Source organism: Bariatricus sp. HCP28S3_A4, assembly GCF_052066395.1.
Lineage (GTDB): Bacteria > Bacillota > Clostridia > Lachnospirales > Lachnospiraceae > Allocoprococcus.
In genome coordinates this window covers 1-16,578 of sequence record NZ_JBQHSE010000022.1, presented here as the reverse complement: position 1 = coordinate 16,578, position 16,578 = coordinate 1, and the positions used below count along the sequence as shown (strand labels likewise).

Below are 16,578 nucleotides of genomic sequence, written 5' to 3'. Positions count from 1 at the left end.
GAAATTATGCTGGTAGTAAAGAAATTTGGTGGCAGCTCAGTCGCTGATAAAGAGCGTATTTTTAATGTTGCCAGACGCTGCGCAGAAGAGTATCAGATGGGTAATGATGTCATTGTGGTACTGTCTGCAATGGGAGATACGACGGATGAACTTTTGGAGAAGGCAGCCGAGATCAACCCGTACCCGTCAAAACGAGAGCTGGATATGCTTCTCACTACAGGGGAGCAGGTATCGGTATCATTGATGGCAATGGCGCTGCAGTTCCTGCAGGTTCCGGCTATTTCACTGAATGCATTTCAGGTGCAGATGCATACCACTTCAAGAAACGGTAATGCAAGATTTAAACGAATCGACACGGATCGCATCCGCCACGAACTGGAGAACCGGAAGGTCGTGATCGTGACCGGATTCCAGGGTGTGAATAAATACGATGACTATACCACGCTCGGAAGAGGAGGATCCGACACAACGGCCGTTGCCCTGGCGGCAGCGATGCATGCGGATAAATGTGAGATTTATACAGATGTTGACGGTGTCTATACAGCGGATCCGAGAGTGGTTCCAAATGCCAGAAAGATTGAAGAGATTACATACGATGAGATGCTGGAGCTTGCTACTTCAGGAGCTAAGGTCCTGCATAACCGTTCGGTGGAGATGGCGAAAAAATACGGTGTAGAACTGGTAGTACGGTCCAGCCTGAATACAGAAGAGGGAACCGTGGTCAAGGAGGTAGTGAAAGTGGAAAAAATGTTAATTACCGGCGTTGCGGCGGATAAAAATACAGCACGCGTTTCAGTGATCGGAATTGAAGACAAACCTGGAACTGCATTTAAAATTTTTAATTTACTGGCTAGACATAATATCAATGTCGATATTATTCTGCAGTCTGTAGGACGGGAAGGAACGAAGGATATTTCCTTTACGGTTTCACAGGATGATCTGAAGGAGACGCTGCAAGTTCTGGAAGCGAGAAAAGAAGCCTTGACGATTCAGGAGATTACACATAATGAGAAGGTAGCAAAGATTTCAATTGTCGGTGCAGGTATGCTCAGCAATCCGGGTGTGGCAGCGACCATGTTTGAAGCACTCTGTAATTCCAATATCAATATCAACATGATCTCTACATCAGAGATCCGGATTACCGTTTTGATTGATGAAAAAGATGCGGATAAAGCGCTGATCGCCGTTCATGACGGATTTGGTCTGGAAGACTAATTTATTCCGGGGTATCACTGAATATAAGATTGAATCGTATAAAGAAAAGAATAAGAGGCTCTGAGCTTTTTGGCTCAGAGCCTCTTCTACTTATGTGCCACTTGCGAATCGAGAAAACCGAGCACCACTTTCTGACTGTTAAAAGGAAGGTCACGAAATTTCATAACCAGATTTGTTTCTGAATCAGTCAGATACAATGTATTTTTGGCTGCTATATCCATGGCAGAAACAACAGGTATTGTGCCTTTTTTTATTTTGCTGCCAATATTAAAATTCACAAGCTGATCCAGACTCACCTGATAAAGTTGAGACAGATGTATCAAAGAATCCAAATCGGGAGTACGTTTATTGTTTTCGTAATTAGAGTAGGCCTGTCTCGAAATATTCAGTATTTCGCTTAGATGTGTCTGTGTCAAATGATGTGCTTTGCGAAGCGTCCGCAAATTCTTAGAAAGTTGAATGTTAGGCATTGCCAGATTTACCTCCGTTCCCCTGAAATCCCCGCTCATACTCAAAAGTATATCAGTTTTTATACTGAAAATGGTGGTAAGCAACAAAATGTAACGAAAATTGATATGTAACATTTATATTACATAATTTGCGCTTTATCTTGACTGCTTAAAAAGCTGTTATGATACTCTTTCCGGAATGTCACATCTTCGCCAAACCATGCAGGTGGTACAAAAGAATTCGCGGAAGCTTCATCCGGAAATTCTACTTCTGCAAGAATAAGAGGCGCAAGATCACCTTTAAAGACATCCAGCTCAATCGTAAGTGACTCGTCAAAAGGAATACGATAGCGCTCTTTTGAAATGAGGCGGCCGTCAGCCTTCGAAATAAGGTGTAAGTAGGACTCCCTGGTAAGTGGGAGGTTGTATTCCTCGCGGACCATGAAGCCTTTGGACTTGTAGGTCAAGATGTAATCATCCCCGTCCCTGCGGGCACGAACAACCGGATCTGTACAGAGATATCCCTGTTCCAGTGAGCGATGTGGGTAGCGCTCATAATCATCGGGAAGTTCTCTGACCAGATATTTTCTTTCGATTTCCATAACAGATCAAACTCCTTTGCTGATCGTGCGGCGGATCAGATCCCGTCACATGATGCTTAATAATAGTATAAAGAAATATGAGGAACTTTACAAGAGCAGGAATTGCTTTTTTTGAAGGCGTCTGTTAGAATCTAAGTGTTGAGTATGAATTATGAGTGTTATTTCCGGAAAGGATGGTTTAAAAGATGAGTGAAGTTTGTGTATTTCTCGCAGATGGATTTGAAGAAATTGAAGGTCTGACTGTTGTGGATGTCCTGCGCAGAGCCGGAATCAGTGTAGAGACAGTTTCTGTTATGGAAAAAAAGAAGATAACAGGTTCTCATAAAATTCTTGTGAAGGCAGACAAGAAATTTGAAAAAGCAGATTTTTCTGAGACAAAAATGTTGGTACTTCCCGGTGGTCTTACGGGCACCAGAAATCTTGGAGCGCATAAGGAACTGGCAAAACTGATCGTGCAATTTGCCCGGGAAGGAAAGTATCTTGCCGCGATCTGTGCTGCCCCGACGATTCTCGGAGGAATGGGATTGCTGAAGGGAAAGAAAGCTACATGCTATCCATCTATGGAAGATGGGCTTGTGGGGGCAGAGACGGTTGCCGAGGGCGCAGTGATCGATGGAAATGTGATTACGGGACGTGGAATGGGCGCTTCTTTGGATTTCGCATTTGCACTTGTGGAGGTACTTCGTGGGCGTGAGAAGGCGGATGAAATTGCGAAGCAGATCGTATATGAAGGAAGGAAATAGATGAAAGGCTACAAACGCAGATGTCTGGCTGTGATTATGCTGATCTGTGTACTGGCTTCGGGAATGACAGGATGCTCCCAAAATGCAGAGGATGCGTCGGCTTATGTGCAGGCTGATCTGGATCTCATTTTTCAGGGAGAGAAGGAAGGCGCAAAACAGTTCATTGAAGCTTCCGACAAGGAGCTTGAAGAAATGTATGAAAACGGTATCACGGCATTTGTGGAGAACTATTTGACCGGGACAGATGACTCGCAGCAGACACTTACGGAATCGTATGCTTATCTTGTAAAAGAGATTTTTCGTGCGATGCGTTATCAGGTTGGCGAGGGAAAGAAAAAAAACGGAAGCATATTTGAGGTCGAAGTACAGTATGAACCGGTCGATGTATTTACGACATTTATTCCGAAACTGCAGCAGGAGACAGATCGGATCGAACAGGCTGCAAAAAATGGAAAGTATGAGGGAACCGATGAGGAGATTCAGCAGGCGATGATGAGTGAATATCTGATAAATTCATATGAGCTGCTGAAGGAATCTTATATCGAAATGGATTATCTGGAAAAGGAGACTTATACATTTACCGTCACGAAAGAAGGGAGAGACTCTCTTTCCATGGATGAAGATGAGATAAATACCTTTATCGTAAGGATTTTAGCACTTGATAAACTGTAGAATACATGCTATACTATCAAAATGAGTGTAATGTAGATAAGTCTGTCCGACTTTTTACATATATATATTAGGAGGAAATGGTAATGAGTTTACAAGTTGAAAGATTAGAACACAATATGGCAAAGCTTACGATTGAAGTTTCCGCAGAAGAACTGGAAGGAGCACTTCAGAAAGCTTATCAGAAGCAGAAAGGAAAGATCAGCATTCCTGGATTCCGTAAAGGCAAAGTTCCGCGTCAGCTGGTTGAGAAAATGTACGGACCGGAGATCTTCTATGATGATGCAGCCAATGCACTGATTCCGGAAGCATATGCAAAAGCATATGATGAAAGCGGACTGGATATTGTTTCTCAGCCGAAGATCGATGTAACACAGATCGAGAAAGGCAAAGCATTTATCTTCACCGCAGAAGTAGCTGTTAAGCCGGAAGTAACGCTTGGACAGTACAAGGGAATCGAAGTAGACAGCTTCTCAACAGAAGTGTCAGCTGAAGAAGTAGAAGCGAAGCTGGCAGAAGAACAGAACAAGAATGCAAGAACCATTACAGTAGAAGGACGTCCGGTTCAGGATAAGGATGAAGTAGTTCTTGATTTTGAAGGATTTGTTGACGGTGTTGCATTTGAAGGCGGAAAAGGAGAGAACTATCCTCTGACCATCGGTTCCGGTTCTTTCATTCCGGGATTTGAAGAGCAGCTGATCGGCGTTGAACCGGAACAGGAAGTAGAAGTTAAGGTAACCTTCCCGGAAGATTACCATGCAGAAGATCTGAAGGGCAAAGATGCAGTATTCAAATGTACCGTTCATGAGATCAAAGCAAAAGAACTTCCGGAACTGGATGATGAATTTGCATCTGAAGTTTCTGAATTTGATACACTGGAAGAATACAAGGCTGACGTTGAGAAGAAGTTGAGAGAAGAAAAAGAAAGCACAGGCAAGAGAGCTCAGGAAGACCAGGCAGTGAATGCGATTATCGCAAATGCTGAGATGGACCTTCCGGAAGCAATGATCGAGACTGAAGCAAGACAGATGCTTGATAATTTCGCTCAGAGACTGCAGCAGCAGGGACTTACCTTTGAACAGTATATGCAGTTCACAGGAATGACTGTTGATAAGATGACAGAAGAGATGCGTCCGCAGGCTGAGAAGAGAATCAAGACAAGACTGGTTCTCGAAGCAATCGTAAGTGCTGAGAACATCGAAGTTTCCGATGAGAGACTGGATGAGGAAGTTGCCAAGATGGCAGACGCTTACGGAATGGAAGTTGATAAGCTGAAAGAATACATGGGCGACAGAGAAAAAGAACAGATGAAACTGGATATGGCAGTTCAGGATGCGATTACATTCGTTGTAGAGAATGCCGTAGTAAAATAAATGAGTATTATAATGCTGGCTGCATCTTGCGACCGGCAGTGGTAATGAAGAATCAGGAGGCGTGTACATGAGTTTAGTACCTTATGTCATTGAACAGACAAGCCGTGGAGAACGTTCTTACGACATTTATTCAAGACTTTTAAAGGAAAGAATTATTTTCCTTGACACTGAAGTAAATGATGCATCCGCAAGCGTGATCGTTGCACAGATGCTTTTCCTGGAAGCGGAGGACCCGGACAAAGATATTCAGTTCTATATTAACAGCCCGGGCGGCTCTATTTCAGCCGGAATGGCCATCTATGATACAATGAATTATGTGAAATGTGATGTGTCCACAATGTGCATGGGAATGGCGGCAAGTATGGGAGCATTTCTTCTTGCAGGAGGAACCAAAGGCAAACGTTTTGCTCTTCCGAACGCCGAGATTATGATTCATCAGCCGTCAGGCGGAGCACAGGGGCAGGCAACTGAGATTGAGATTAATGCAAAGCATATTTTGCAGATCAGAGAAAGAATGAACAGGCTGATGGCAGCGAATACAGGCCAGAGCTATGAGACGATTGCAGCAGATACAGAGAGAGATAACTGGAAAACTGCAGAAGAAGCTGTGGCTTACGGACTGATTGATAAGGTTGTGACAAGCCGGTAGTGAAAGTGGGAATGTTCGCAGAACCGGGCATTCCCATTTCTAAATTTAAAAACCGGGAGAGTTTGCCCGATTAGGGGCAGGATATGAGATTTGTATGAATTGTGTGAGGTGAAAATATGGCAGGCAGATATGATGATGTCGTAAGATGTTCCTTCTGTAATAAAACACAGGCTCAGGTGCGCAAAATGATTGCCGGACCGAACGGAGTGTATATTTGTGACAGGTGTGTGGATGTCTGTGCCGAGATCATTGAGGAAGAGCTGGAGTATGACGAAGGCGAAAAATACGAAGATATCAATTTATTGAAGCCGGAAGAAATCAAAGAATTTCTTGACGACTATGTGATCGGACAGGAGGAAGCTAAAAAGGTTCTGTCTGTGTCTGTTTATAATCATTATAAAAGAATTATGGCAGAGAAGGACCTGGGCGTGGAACTGCAGAAGAGTAACATTCTTATGGTAGGTCCGACAGGATGCGGAAAGACATTTCTTGCACAGTCACTGGCAAAGATCCTGAATGTACCATTTGCCATAGCTGACGCAACGGCTCTTACTGAAGCTGGATACGTCGGCGAAGACGTAGAAAATATTCTTTTGAAAATTATCCAGGCTGCGGACGGTGATATCGAACGTGCGGAGCATGGAATCATTTATATTGATGAGATTGATAAGATTACGAGAAAATCGGAGAATCCTTCCATCACAAGGGATGTTTCCGGTGAAGGCGTTCAGCAGGCGCTCCTTAAGATTCTGGAAGGCACGATCGCCAATGTTCCGCCGCAGGGCGGAAGAAAGCATCCACATCAGGAACTGATCCAGATCGATACGACCAATATCCTGTTCATCTGTGGTGGTGCGTTTGAAGGAATTGATAAGATCATTGAAAAGAGACTGGATAAGAAATCGATTGGTTTCGGTGCGGAAATCGCAGGAAAGCATGAATATAATATCGATCGTCTTCTCGGACAGATCCTTCCGCAGGATCTTGTGAAATTCGGTCTGATACCGGAGCTGGTAGGACGTGTTCCGGTTACGGTTGCGCTTGAGTCGCTGGATCGCGAGGCGCTGATCCGGATACTAACAGAGCCGAAAAATGCGATTGTAAAACAGTATCAGAAACTGCTGGAACTGGATGGTGTGGATCTGGAATTTGACCAGGATGCGCTGGAGGCAATCGCAGATACTTCACTGAAGCGTAATACCGGAGCGAGAGGACTGCGTGCGATCATGGAGAATGTGATGATGGATACCATGTATCATGCACCATCCGATGAAAGTCTGAAATACTGCAGAATTACGAAAGAAGCGGTGCTTGGAAAGAACACACCACTGCTTCAGCAGGAAGAAAGAAAATCAGAAAGTGCATAGCAGTACGTATGCAAAAAATACGGAACATATGGGTGCTGAAGGGGAAACCTGAAGCACCCTTTTTACAAACAGTTTGAATGGATATAAAAGGGAGAGAAGAAATACATGAATAGAATGGCAAGTATGCCCATGGTTGCTCTTCGTGGAATGACGATCATGCCGGAAATGGTGGTACATTTCGATATCAGCAGGAAACGTTCCATCGAGGCAGTGCAGGAAGCCATGGCAGGAGACCAGAAGATTTTCCTGATCGCTCAAAGAGATATTGAGGTGGATAATCCGGAGATGAAGGATCTGTATCGCGTCGGAACGGTTGCGACTGTGAAGCAGATCCTTAAACTGCCGAAGCAGATCATCAGGGTTCTCGTATCCGGAGAAGAGCGGGCGGTTCTGGAACATCTGGAGGTCAGTGATCCATATATGCGCGGCTACATCAAGATTCTGGATGAAGAGACCCCGCTTCTGACCGGTGAACTGAATAAAGAAGCGATGGTTCGGGGACTTCGGGAAATGTATGTGGAATATGCGATGCGCAATCCGAAGATCACTAAGGATATGGTGAACCAGATTCAGCAGATCACAGATCTCCGTAAAATGGTAAATCAGGTGGCGGCGAATTTGCCGATTGCTTACACGGATCTTCAGGAAATTCTGGAAGAAACCGATTTTATGAAACAGTACGAGCTTCTGGCATTTAAACTGGTCAACGAGGTTCAGATCATGAATATCCGCGACGAGATACAGAATAAAGTCAAAGAGCGTGTTGACAAGCATCAGAGAGAGTATATACTTCGGGAAGAACTGAAGCTGATCCGTGAAGAACTGGGCGATGATACGACACTCTCGGATGCGGAGGAATTTGCAAATGCTGTGGAGGCACTGGAGGCACCGGAAGAGGTAAAAGAGAAACTTCGCAAGGAAGTGAGGAGATTTAAGAACTCACTGCAAAGTCCAGCGGAAGCCGGTGTTGTCCGTACTTATATTGAAACGATGCTGGAAATGCCATGGGATAAAAGAGCGGAGGACTTTACGGATTTAACCTATGCGAAGAATCTTCTGGAAGAAGAACATTACGGACTGGAAGAAGTAAAAGAGCGTGTGCTGGAATTTCTTGCGGTGCGTGCACTTACGAAAAAAGGAGACAGTCCGATTCTCTGCCTGGTCGGCCCTCCGGGAACCGGAAAAACATCGATCGCAAGATCTCTTGCAAAAGCGCTGAAAAAGCCGTATGTCCGCATTTCGCTGGGTGGTGTGCGAGATGAAGCGGAGATCCGCGGGCACAGGAAGACTTATGTGGGCGCGATGCCGGGAAGAATCGCAAACGGAATCAAGGCGGCCGGTGTGAAAAATCCGCTGCTGCTTCTGGATGAAATTGATAAAGTCAGCACAGACTATAAAGGTGATACGTTTTCTGCACTGCTGGAAGTGCTGGACAGTGAGCAGAACAATAAGTTCCGGGATCATTACCTTGAAGTTCCGCTGGATCTTTCCGAAGTGACATTCGTGACGACCGCGAACACACTGCAGACGATTCCAAGGCCGCTTCTGGACCGTATGGAAGTGATCGAGATCAGCAGTTATACAGAGAACGAGAAGCTTCATATCGCAGAAGAACATCTGATTCCGAAGCAGTTGGAGAGACACGGACTCACCAAAGACCAGCTTACGATCAGCAAGGGTGTTGTCTGGAAAATGGCAAGAAATTATACGAAAGAAGCGGGCGTGCGTCAGTTGGAACGTGAGATCGGAAATATTTGCAGAAAGGCAGCAAAAGAGATATTTGAACACGATAAGAAACGAATCCAGGTGACGGAGAGGAATCTGGTGAAATACCTAGGCAAGGAGAAATATACCTATCAGATGGCAAATGCAGAGGATGAAGTCGGTATCGTTCGTGGACTTGCCTGGACCAGTGTGGGCGGTGACACCCTTCAGATCGAAGTCAATGTAATGCCGGGGAAAGGCGAGATCATGCTGACCGGACAGCTCGGCGATGTTATGAAAGAATCTGCCCGGACCGGAATCAGTTATATTCGTTCCATCAGCGAGGCTCAGAATGTACCGGCGGATTTCTTTGAAAAACATGATATTCACATTCATATACCAGAGGGCGCTGTTCCGAAGGACGGACCGTCAGCCGGAATTACCATGGCCACGGCGATGTTCTCCGCCATCACCGGGAAGAAAGTGTGCGCAGATCTTGCGATGACCGGTGAAATTACACTGCGTGGTCGTGTATTACCGATCGGCGGGCTCAAGGAGAAACTTCTGGCGGCCAAGAACGCAGGAATCCATACGGTTCTCGTGCCGAAGGAAAATACGAAAGATGTGGAAGAGATTTCCTCAGAGATTACAAAAGGACTGGAAATCATACCGGTGGCCCATATGAGGGAAGTGCTGGAACACGCGATTTGTGTGGAAAAGGATGCCTGCGAAGGAGTAGAAGACTGTTATGAGAAGGATGTTTGCGCAGGGTCGGAAATCTGTGCGGAATAGGGAGGTGAATGGAGAGTGGTTATTAAGAATGTAAATCTGGAGACAGTATGCGGAATCACCAGTAAACTGCCGGACAATGAGCTGCCTGAGATCGCATTTGCAGGGAAGTCAAATGTAGGAAAGTCCTCCCTCATCAATGCACTGATGAACCGGAAAGCGTATGCGCGCATTTCGGCAAAACCGGGAAAGACGCAGACCATTAATTTTTATAATATCAATGAAGCGGTCTATCTGGTGGATCTGCCGGGATATGGCTATGCGAAAGTATCGGAACAGGAAAAAATCCAGTGGGGACAGCTGATCGAGCGATACCTGCATGGATCAAAACAGCTGAAAGCAGTCTTTCTTCTGATCGATATCCGGCATGATCCTTCAGCGAATGATAAGATGATGTACGATTGGATCGTGGCGCAGGGATACAACCCGATCATTATTGCGACAAAGCTGGATAAGATCAAGAGAAGTCAGATCCAGAAGCAGGTGAAAGCAATCAAGGAAGGACTTAAGCTTCAGCCGGGGACGGTTGTGATTCCGTTTTCTGCGGAGACGAAGCAGGGACGGGAAGAGATATGGGAGCTGGCAGAGGAGGTTTGTTCTTTGTCTTGAGGGACGGAATCAGGCATACTCTGAATGCGCCGACGCGCCGGAGGCTGCAACCGCAAATCAACAGCATGTAGTAAAAACTGAGATGTTCGCCAAGTGTGGCTCGCATCTCAGTTTTTTTTACATGCTGTAGGATTTGCGTTTTCCGCCTCCTCTGCTTAACCTCTGCATTCAGAGTATGCCTGATTCCTGGTAGGTTCAAGACGGGAGAACTTGGTGGGTGTGGAAGGGACGCATTCAGGCAGCCTAGGAGGGCTGCCTGTCACTGGGAATTGTATGGGGGGAGGGTTAATGTTTGGTTTGAGATGATAGTTCTAAGAGATCGTGATAGAGGCTGACCAGGGTTGCGGAGAGGAGGAGACCGGCCAGGATGTCTTGATCCACTTTGAACAGACTTTTCCTGCGAATCAGCTGGCATAATCCCAGAACAGCAAAGCCCCGTCCATTTTCCCATTTCGAAATCGCCGCCCGCGATACAAACAACTGCTCCTGAGTCAGATTCCTCTTCTTCCTAAGCACCTGAAGCTTCTCCCCATAAAACTCCCAATCCCAGCCGAGCGCAGCAAAGGCGTCCCCCATCGCCCCTATTCGATGTATAGGAAGTTTGAGTGAGCCGTAGGGAGGGTGTGAAAGGAAGGAGCGGAGGTTAAGCGGCACGACCGGAGAATTGGGAACCGAAGATGTCAGAATCCCGGTGCAGGAGGCACATTTGCCGACTACACCGGGATTCTGTTTACATCTTCGATTTCACAAGTCGCAGGGAGTAGAGCCTCGGAGCGACTCCTTTCACACCCTCCCTGCGGCGGACTAAAACCCCTACATAACCTTCCGGAACAATCCTTTCAGATCTTCTACAGAAGCATCCTTCGGATTCCCAGGTGCGCATGCATCTGCATGAGCGGACTTGGCCAGGAAGTCAAGATCTTCTTCTTTGATGGCTTCCAGTTTAGCTGGGATTCCAACATCTTCAGAGAGCTGACGTACTGCATCGATCGCAGCTTTTCTGTATTCTGCTTCGGACATTTCGTCTACACCTTTTACGCCCATAGCGCGAGCAATTTCACGATATTTCTCGCCGGTGCATTCCTGGTTGTATTCCATAACGATCGGGAGCATCATTGCGCAGGCAACACCATGCGGAGTGTCATAAACAGCGCCCAGAGTGTGAGCCATAGAATGAGCGATTCCAAGACCAACATTTGAGAATCCCATACCTGCGATGTACTGGCCGAGTGCCATTCCTTCGCGGCCTTCTTTGGTGTTGGCAACAGCGCCGCGGAGCGATTTGGAAATGATCTCGATTGCTTTGAGATGGAACATATCAGTCATTTCCCATGCGCCTTTGGTGGTATAACCTTCGATTGCATGTGTCAGAGCGTCCATACCGGTTGATGCGGTCAGTCCCTTCGGCATAGAAGACATCATATCCGGGTCAACGATTGCGATGATTGGCATATCGTGTGGGTCTACGCAAACGAATTTACGCTTTCTCTCAACATCTGTGATAACGTAGTTGATGGTTACTTCTGCAGCGGTACCTGCTGTTGTAGGAACTGCGATGATCGGTACACATGGTTTTGTGGTAGGAGCAACGCCTTCCAGACTTCTTACATCTTCAAATTCCGGGTTAGCGATGATGATGCCGATTGCTTTTGCAGTATCCATAGAAGAACCGCCGCCGATTGCAACGATGTAGTCTGCCTCGGATGCCTTGAAAGCTGCAACACCATGCTGAACATTCTCGATGGTCGGGTTTGCCTTGATGTCAGAATAGATCTCATAAGCAAGTCCTTCTTTGTCAAGAATATCTGTTACTTTGGAAGTAACGTTGAATTTGATCAGGTCCGGATCTGAGCATACGAATGCTTTTTTGAATCCGTGTGCCTTTGCTTCTGTTGCGATTTCAGCGATAGCACCTGCACCATGATAAGAAGTTTCATTCAACATAATTCTGTTTGCCATTTTTAATTTCTCCTTTACTTTTTATTTCTGATATTATTTTAACAATATTTGGCTCCGAAAGAAAGTTACAGAATGAAGAATCTGTAACTTTTGACAAATAATTATCTTGAAAAATTCTGAAATGAAGCCGAAAGGGCTTCCGGGAAAATTGACATTTCCGAAGAATTGACTTATAGTGATTAGTGGTAAAGGGGGATGAGGATTTGAATAAGAATAAATATGAGATTGATATGTGTAATGGCACCATTATGGATAAATTGGTTTCTTTTTCATTGCCGCTTATGCTTTCCGGGATTCTGCAGCTGATGTTTAATGCGGTAGATGTCATTGTGGTGGGGAGATTCGCGGGAAGTCAGGCACTGGCGGCGGTCGGCTCGACCACAGCGCTGATCAATATGTTCGTGAATCTGTTTATGGGGATTTCACTTGGGACAAATGTACTGGCTGCCAGGTTTTTTGCCGCGGGAAAAGACCGGCAGATGTCGGAAACGGTTCATACTTCGATCGCATTTGCCGCAATCAGCGGAATCGTGATGGTCTTTGTGGGAATATTTTTTTCAAAATTTGCACTTGAGCTGATGGCGACACCGGCAGACGTTATCGAGCAGTCCACACTTTATATGCGTATCTATTTTCTGGGGATGCCTTTTTTTATGTTATATAATTACGGGGCAGCCATTTTGCGGGCGGTCGGCGATACAAAACGTCCTCTGATCTTCTTGATCATATCCGGCGTGATCAATGCGGTTTTGAATATGATTCTGGTTATCGTGTTCCATCTGGCCGTTGCGGGGGTTGCGATTGCGACCGTGTTTTCCCAGATGATTTCCTGTATTTTGGTGTTGCGCTGTCTATATCGGTCAGAAGGAAGCTATCAGTTCCGCTTCTCCAAACTCATGCTGAAGGGCTGCTATTTGAAACAGATATTCCAGGTAGGTGTGCCGGCCGGGATACAGAGTACGGTCATCAATTTCTCCAATGTGCTTCTGCAGTCCTCGGTGAATTCGTTCGGTTCGATCGCAATGGCAGGTTATACGGCGGCAAATAATATTCTGGGATTCCTTTTTGTGTCGGTCAATTCGGTGACGCAGGCATGCATGAGTTTCACAAGCCAGAATTACGGAGTCAGAAAATGGAAGCGAATGGATAAGATTCTGGTGGACTGTATGATTCTGAGTATGATTGTTGCGCTGGTACTTGGAGGAGGATCTTACATATTTGGCAGTCAGATTCTAAGAATTTATACGGAGAATGAAGAAGTGATCCGCTGTGGAATGGAGATCCTTTCGTATACAACACTTACGTATTTTCTGTGCGGATTTATGGATCTGTTTCCGGGAGCCATGCGCGGCATGGGATTTTCCGCAGCGCCGATGATGCTTTCTATCGTTGGAACTGTAGGAACCCGAATTGTGTGGATATTTGGCATTTTCCCACGTTACAGGTCCCTTTCGGTGCTGTTTATCTCTTATCCTGTATCGTGGATTCTGACGATTGCCATGCAGGTAGTGTGCTTTTTCATCGTCAGGAGAAAGGTGCATGAGAAATAATGAAAAAGTTTTTTATAATCATATTGGTTAGTGCAGTTACGTTTTTATCAGGATGCGGAAATGCCAAGAGTTCGATAGAAAATACAGAAACAGCCGGTGAGGACATCTGTGAAAATGAATTAGAAGGATTGATTATGGAAAATTTGCAGGGCTGCGTAAGTACGGGTGATGCCACCAGCAGTAATCCTTTTGACTATATGGATAATGAATACTATGAAAATATAAAGTCTCTGGGAGAAGATGCAATCCCTGTGCTGCTTGAAGGACATCATAATGGACAGTACAGTGGTCTGATTGATTATCTTGCTATGTATTTAGTCTGGGATATTTCAGGAAATACAGCTGCCGAGGAGCTGGGGCAATGTGAAAATGCAGAACAAATGTACGATGCGTGGATAGAGTTTTACTCCTCCAATCAGTAGGCAGACTTTCTGGAATTTATTTTTCAGAAAGTCTCTGAAAACAGTATGTTATGATAAAACATCCAGCTCTGTAAACAGTTTCTCAAGTCTGGCGGGCATGGCTTTTACCAGCATGCGTGCCAGTTCTTCGGAGCTTGATTTCATGCCGCTCAGCACCCATTTGACCGTCATGTAAATGGAGCTCTGACAGTACATTTCCAGAAGAAAACGGATCTCGCTGTCCGGAGCATGACCGGTCTTTCTTCGAATCAGATTGGAATAGAATTCTAAAATCAGTTCGAAATCATGTTCTTTTAGAGAATTCTGTGCATCGGACCGGAAGGCAGCAGCAAAAAATACGTGTTCTTCCTGTATGTAATCAAATTTTCGTTTCAGACCTTCATATATCGTCTCTCCGCTTCCCATATGTTCAAAGGATTTCAGAAGAAGCTTATCAAAATACCAGTTGATCAGGTCATATTTATCAAGAAAATTGCGGTAAAAGGTCTGACGCGTCAGCCCGCAGTTCTCCACGATCTGGCGGATGGTAATGTCATCGACAGAGGTGGTCTTCATACATTGTTTGATGGATTCGGCCAGTCGGTATTTCGTAGTTTCTGATTTTGCCATGTTCATGTCTCCTCAGCATTTTCAATAACTCCATTAATAAAAATATATACTATTTCAGCCCCTTCCGTCAACCGAAGATATGGAATTGACAGAAGAAGAAAAGCAATTTATGATGGAAGGAGATTATGAAGATAATCAAAGAATATCAAAATGTGAAATGACGGATGGTATATCATATGTAAAAGGATGCAGATAAGAATGAAAGGAAAGAGATTATTGATTCTGGCGCTGGCACTTACTGTGCTTGGTGCCGGCTGTCAGAAGGCAGGCGCAGGGAGCGAACCTAAACGCAACAAAACAGAGCGGGAAATTACAGAAGAGGCAATAGAAGAGGAAGAAAAAGAAAGCGCAGAGGATCCGCAGGCAGGAGAAGGGGAAGAATCCGGGAAGGACACTGAAACGGAAGCCGCGCCAGAGCACGGAAAAGACGGTGGGCAGGCAGATACAGAACCTCCCAAAACCAATCCGAGGAATGGGTATTTGATTGCCATCGATGCCGGGCATCAGAGGCAGGGAAACAGCGAACAGGAGCCGGTCGGGCCGGGAGCCTCCCAGACCAAGGCAAAGGTTGCAGGCGGAACAAGCGGCATTGTAACAGGAATTCCTGAGTACGAACTGACGTTGCAGGTTTCTCTGAAACTCAGGGATGAGCTTTTAAACCGTGGGTATCGGGTGCTGATGATCCGCGAGACGAACGACGTAAACATTTCCAATGCTGAGCGCGCAAAGATGGCAAATGAGGACGGGGCGGATGCCTTTATTCATATTCATGCAAACGGTTCTGATTCCGGTAGTGCACAGGGGATGATGACGATCTGCCAGACTCCGGAAAACCCGTATAACGGCGCACTTTATTCACAGAGCAGGAATCTGGCGGAGTGTATTCTGAACTGTGCCGTCGAGGCGACAGGTGCAAGAATCGAACGGGTCTGGGAGACGGACACGATGAGCGGGATCAACTGGGCTGAAGTGCCGACCACAATCTTCGAGATGGGGTATATGACGAATTCGGAGGAAGATAAACGGATGGCAACGGATGAATATCAGAACCAGATCGTGACCGGTGTCGCGAATGGAATGGACCGATATTTTGGAATCCAGTAAGGAAGAAAAAGGAACAGTATTATGGAAAATAGTATTACGATCCGCACAGCGCGGGAAGAGGATGCAGAGGAATTGTTGAAGATCTACGAACCTTACGTCAGAGAAACGGCAGTCACTTTTGAATATAAAGTGCCTGAAGTAGAAGAATTTACCGCAAGAATCCGGAAAACTCTGTGCCGCTATCCCTATCTGGTGGCGATGCAGGGAGAGGATATTGTCGGTTATACCTATGCTTCACCGTTTCATGAAAGGAAAGCATATGACTGGGCGGTCGAAGTATCTGTTTATGTGAAACGGGATAAACGGAAGCTTGGAATCGGACGGAAGTTGTATCAGGCACTAGAGAGCGAACTGAAGAAGATGAACATCGTAAATGTGAATGCCTGCATCGCGTACCCGGCATCCGAAGACCGCTATCTGACCGACGACAGTGTGAGATTTCATGAAAGAATGGGATATCAGATGGTGGGAAGGTTTCATAAGTGTGGATATAAGTTTCACCGTTGGTATGACATGGTGTGGATGGAGAAGCATATCGGGGAACATCTGGAGAATCAGCCGGAAGTGGTTGCTTTTTGTTCTGTCCGGCATGGCAGATAAATTATTGTTTATGTGTCTGGGGGTGTTACGAACCCAGAGAAGAAAATAGTCAAAAAAACCGAGAGACATGGGGGCTCGGTTAGTTATTCTCATTTGTTGTTATTAAAAAAGACGCAGTGTTCGGTGTTAATTTTAATTCTACAAACACGAATGTTTATTTCTTTT

17 protein-coding genes are annotated in these 16,578 nt (G+C 45.6%); 12 read left to right on the top strand and 5 right to left on the bottom strand.

Going from position 1 to position 16,578, the window contains the following annotated elements; translation table 11 throughout:
- Nucleotides 1–6: 6 nt before the first annotated feature.
- Entirely contained in the window at nt 7–1,215 is a 1,209-nt protein-coding gene (locus ACTNBF_RS11385) for an aspartate kinase (protein ID WP_441089299.1), read from the top strand.
- Between the two features lie 86 nt (nt 1,216–1,301).
- Here ACTNBF_RS11385 and ACTNBF_RS11380 read toward each other — a convergent pair whose 3' ends face one another.
- Nucleotides 1,302–1,685 carry a helix-turn-helix domain-containing protein gene (locus ACTNBF_RS11380; RefSeq protein ID WP_427807365.1) on the bottom strand — a complete coding sequence of 128 codons (384 nt, stop codon included), beginning with the start codon at nt 1,683–1,685 and terminating at the stop codon, nt 1,302–1,304.
- A gap of 119 nt (nt 1,686–1,804) precedes the next feature.
- Nucleotides 1,805–2,266 carry a CYTH domain-containing protein gene (locus ACTNBF_RS11375; RefSeq protein ID WP_427820210.1) on the bottom strand — a complete coding sequence of 154 codons (462 nt, stop codon included), beginning with the start codon at nt 2,264–2,266 and terminating at the stop codon, nt 1,805–1,807.
- Nucleotides 2,267–2,451: 185 nt separating this feature from the next.
- Between ACTNBF_RS11375 and ACTNBF_RS11370 the strand changes: the two genes are divergently transcribed.
- The 7 genes from ACTNBF_RS11370 to yihA all read left to right on the top strand — a co-directional run bounded on the left by ACTNBF_RS11370 (nt 2,452) and on the right by yihA (nt 10,169).
- On the top strand, nt 2,452–3,009 hold the full coding sequence (locus ACTNBF_RS11370) for a DJ-1 family glyoxalase III (RefSeq protein ID WP_427807361.1): 558 nt from the start codon (nt 2,452–2,454) through the stop codon (nt 3,007–3,009).
- On the top strand, nt 3,010–3,681 hold the full coding sequence (locus tag ACTNBF_RS11365) for a hypothetical protein (protein ID WP_427807359.1): 672 nt from the start codon (nt 3,010–3,012) through the stop codon (nt 3,679–3,681).
- Nucleotides 3,682–3,764: 83 nt separating this feature from the next.
- Nucleotides 3,765–5,051: a trigger factor gene (tig, locus tag ACTNBF_RS11360; protein ID WP_441089298.1), complete on the top strand. Its 1,287-nt coding sequence runs from the start codon at nt 3,765–3,767 to the stop codon at nt 5,049–5,051.
- A gap of 67 nt (nt 5,052–5,118) precedes the next feature.
- Nucleotides 5,119–5,700: an ATP-dependent Clp endopeptidase proteolytic subunit ClpP gene (gene clpP / locus ACTNBF_RS11355; RefSeq protein WP_427807356.1), complete on the top strand. Its 582-nt coding sequence runs from the start codon at nt 5,119–5,121 to the stop codon at nt 5,698–5,700.
- Nucleotides 5,701–5,816: 116 nt separating this feature from the next.
- Nucleotides 5,817–7,067 (top strand): ATP-dependent Clp protease ATP-binding subunit ClpX, encoded by a 1,251-nt coding sequence (clpX, locus tag ACTNBF_RS11350; protein ID WP_427807354.1) that lies wholly within the window; start codon nt 5,817–5,819, stop codon nt 7,065–7,067.
- A 105-nt stretch (nt 7,068–7,172) separates the two neighbouring features.
- Nucleotides 7,173–9,563 carry an endopeptidase La gene (lon, locus tag ACTNBF_RS11345; RefSeq protein WP_441018079.1) on the top strand — a complete coding sequence of 797 codons (2,391 nt, stop codon included), beginning with the start codon at nt 7,173–7,175 and terminating at the stop codon, nt 9,561–9,563.
- A 15-nt stretch (nt 9,564–9,578) separates the two neighbouring features.
- A complete protein-coding gene (yihA, locus tag ACTNBF_RS11340) occupies nt 9,579–10,169 on the top strand; it encodes a ribosome biogenesis GTP-binding protein YihA/YsxC (protein WP_427820207.1) in 591 nt (196 codons plus the stop codon).
- Nucleotides 10,170–10,454: 285 nt separating this feature from the next.
- Here yihA and ACTNBF_RS11335 read toward each other — a convergent pair whose 3' ends face one another.
- Both ACTNBF_RS11335 and fucO read right to left on the bottom strand, forming a co-directional pair.
- Nucleotides 10,455–10,745 (bottom strand): helix-turn-helix transcriptional regulator, encoded by a 291-nt coding sequence (locus ACTNBF_RS11335; RefSeq protein WP_427807348.1) that lies wholly within the window; start codon nt 10,743–10,745, stop codon nt 10,455–10,457.
- 237 nt (nt 10,746–10,982) lie between these two features.
- Nucleotides 10,983–12,128, bottom strand: coding sequence for a lactaldehyde reductase (fucO, locus tag ACTNBF_RS11330; RefSeq protein ID WP_427807347.1), 1,146 nt, complete (start codon nt 12,126–12,128; stop codon nt 10,983–10,985).
- 230 nt (nt 12,129–12,358) lie between these two features.
- Between fucO and ACTNBF_RS11325 the strand changes: the two genes are divergently transcribed.
- Entirely contained in the window at nt 12,359–13,678 is a 1,320-nt protein-coding gene (locus ACTNBF_RS11325) for an MATE family efflux transporter (RefSeq protein WP_441089308.1), read from the top strand.
- On the top strand, nt 13,678–14,100 hold the full coding sequence (locus ACTNBF_RS11320) for a hypothetical protein (protein ID WP_441018073.1): 423 nt from the start codon (nt 13,678–13,680) through the stop codon (nt 14,098–14,100). Before ACTNBF_RS11325 ends, ACTNBF_RS11320 begins: the two co-directional genes overlap by 1 nt.
- Before the next feature lie 48 nt (nt 14,101–14,148).
- Here the strand turns inward: ACTNBF_RS11320 and ACTNBF_RS11315 are convergent, their stop codons facing one another.
- Nucleotides 14,149–14,709: a TetR/AcrR family transcriptional regulator C-terminal domain-containing protein gene (locus ACTNBF_RS11315; protein ID WP_441089297.1), complete on the bottom strand. Its 561-nt coding sequence runs from the start codon at nt 14,707–14,709 to the stop codon at nt 14,149–14,151.
- A gap of 198 nt (nt 14,710–14,907) precedes the next feature.
- Between ACTNBF_RS11315 and ACTNBF_RS11310 the strand changes: the two genes are divergently transcribed.
- Nucleotides 14,908–15,813 carry an N-acetylmuramoyl-L-alanine amidase family protein gene (locus tag ACTNBF_RS11310; RefSeq protein WP_441089296.1) on the top strand — a complete coding sequence of 302 codons (906 nt, stop codon included), beginning with the start codon at nt 14,908–14,910 and terminating at the stop codon, nt 15,811–15,813.
- 21 nt (nt 15,814–15,834) lie between these two features.
- On the top strand, nt 15,835–16,413 hold the full coding sequence (locus ACTNBF_RS11305; protein ID WP_427807341.1) for an N-acetyltransferase family protein: 579 nt from the start codon (nt 15,835–15,837) through the stop codon (nt 16,411–16,413).
- Nucleotides 16,414–16,578: the final 165 nt, after the last annotated feature.

Bases quoted from the DNA above. Each gene is read 5' to 3' on its own strand.
- ACTNBF_RS11380 (WP_427807365.1), bottom strand. From the start codon at position 1,685: ATGCCTAACATTCAACTTTCTAAGAATTTGCGGACGCTTCGCAAAGCA.
- clpX (WP_427807354.1), top strand. From the start codon at position 5,817: ATGGCAGGCAGATATGATGATGTCGTAAGATGTTCCTTCTGTAATAAA.
- ACTNBF_RS11325 (WP_441089308.1), top strand. From the start codon at position 12,359: ATGTGTAATGGCACCATTATGGATAAATTGGTTTCTTTTTCATTGCCG.
- clpP (WP_427807356.1), top strand. From the start codon at position 5,119: ATGAGTTTAGTACCTTATGTCATTGAACAGACAAGCCGTGGAGAACGT.
- ACTNBF_RS11385 (WP_441089299.1), top strand. From the start codon at position 7: ATGCTGGTAGTAAAGAAATTTGGTGGCAGCTCAGTCGCTGATAAAGAG.
- ACTNBF_RS11365 (WP_427807359.1), top strand. From the start codon at position 3,010: ATGAAAGGCTACAAACGCAGATGTCTGGCTGTGATTATGCTGATCTGT.
- ACTNBF_RS11320 (WP_441018073.1), top strand. From the start codon at position 13,678: ATGAAAAAGTTTTTTATAATCATATTGGTTAGTGCAGTTACGTTTTTA.
- ACTNBF_RS11305 (WP_427807341.1), top strand. From the start codon at position 15,835: ATGGAAAATAGTATTACGATCCGCACAGCGCGGGAAGAGGATGCAGAG.
- lon (WP_441018079.1), top strand. From the start codon at position 7,173: ATGAATAGAATGGCAAGTATGCCCATGGTTGCTCTTCGTGGAATGACG.
- fucO (WP_427807347.1), bottom strand. From the start codon at position 12,128: ATGGCAAACAGAATTATGTTGAATGAAACTTCTTATCATGGTGCAGGT.
- tig (WP_441089298.1), top strand. From the start codon at position 3,765: ATGAGTTTACAAGTTGAAAGATTAGAACACAATATGGCAAAGCTTACG.
- ACTNBF_RS11335 (WP_427807348.1), bottom strand. From the start codon at position 10,745: ATGGGGGACGCCTTTGCTGCGCTCGGCTGGGATTGGGAGTTTTATGGG.
- ACTNBF_RS11375 (WP_427820210.1), bottom strand. From the start codon at position 2,266: ATGGAAATCGAAAGAAAATATCTGGTCAGAGAACTTCCCGATGATTAT.
- ACTNBF_RS11315 (WP_441089297.1), bottom strand. From the start codon at position 14,709: ATGGCAAAATCAGAAACTACGAAATACCGACTGGCCGAATCCATCAAA.
- ACTNBF_RS11370 (WP_427807361.1), top strand. From the start codon at position 2,452: ATGAGTGAAGTTTGTGTATTTCTCGCAGATGGATTTGAAGAAATTGAA.
- ACTNBF_RS11310 (WP_441089296.1), top strand. From the start codon at position 14,908: ATGAAAGGAAAGAGATTATTGATTCTGGCGCTGGCACTTACTGTGCTT.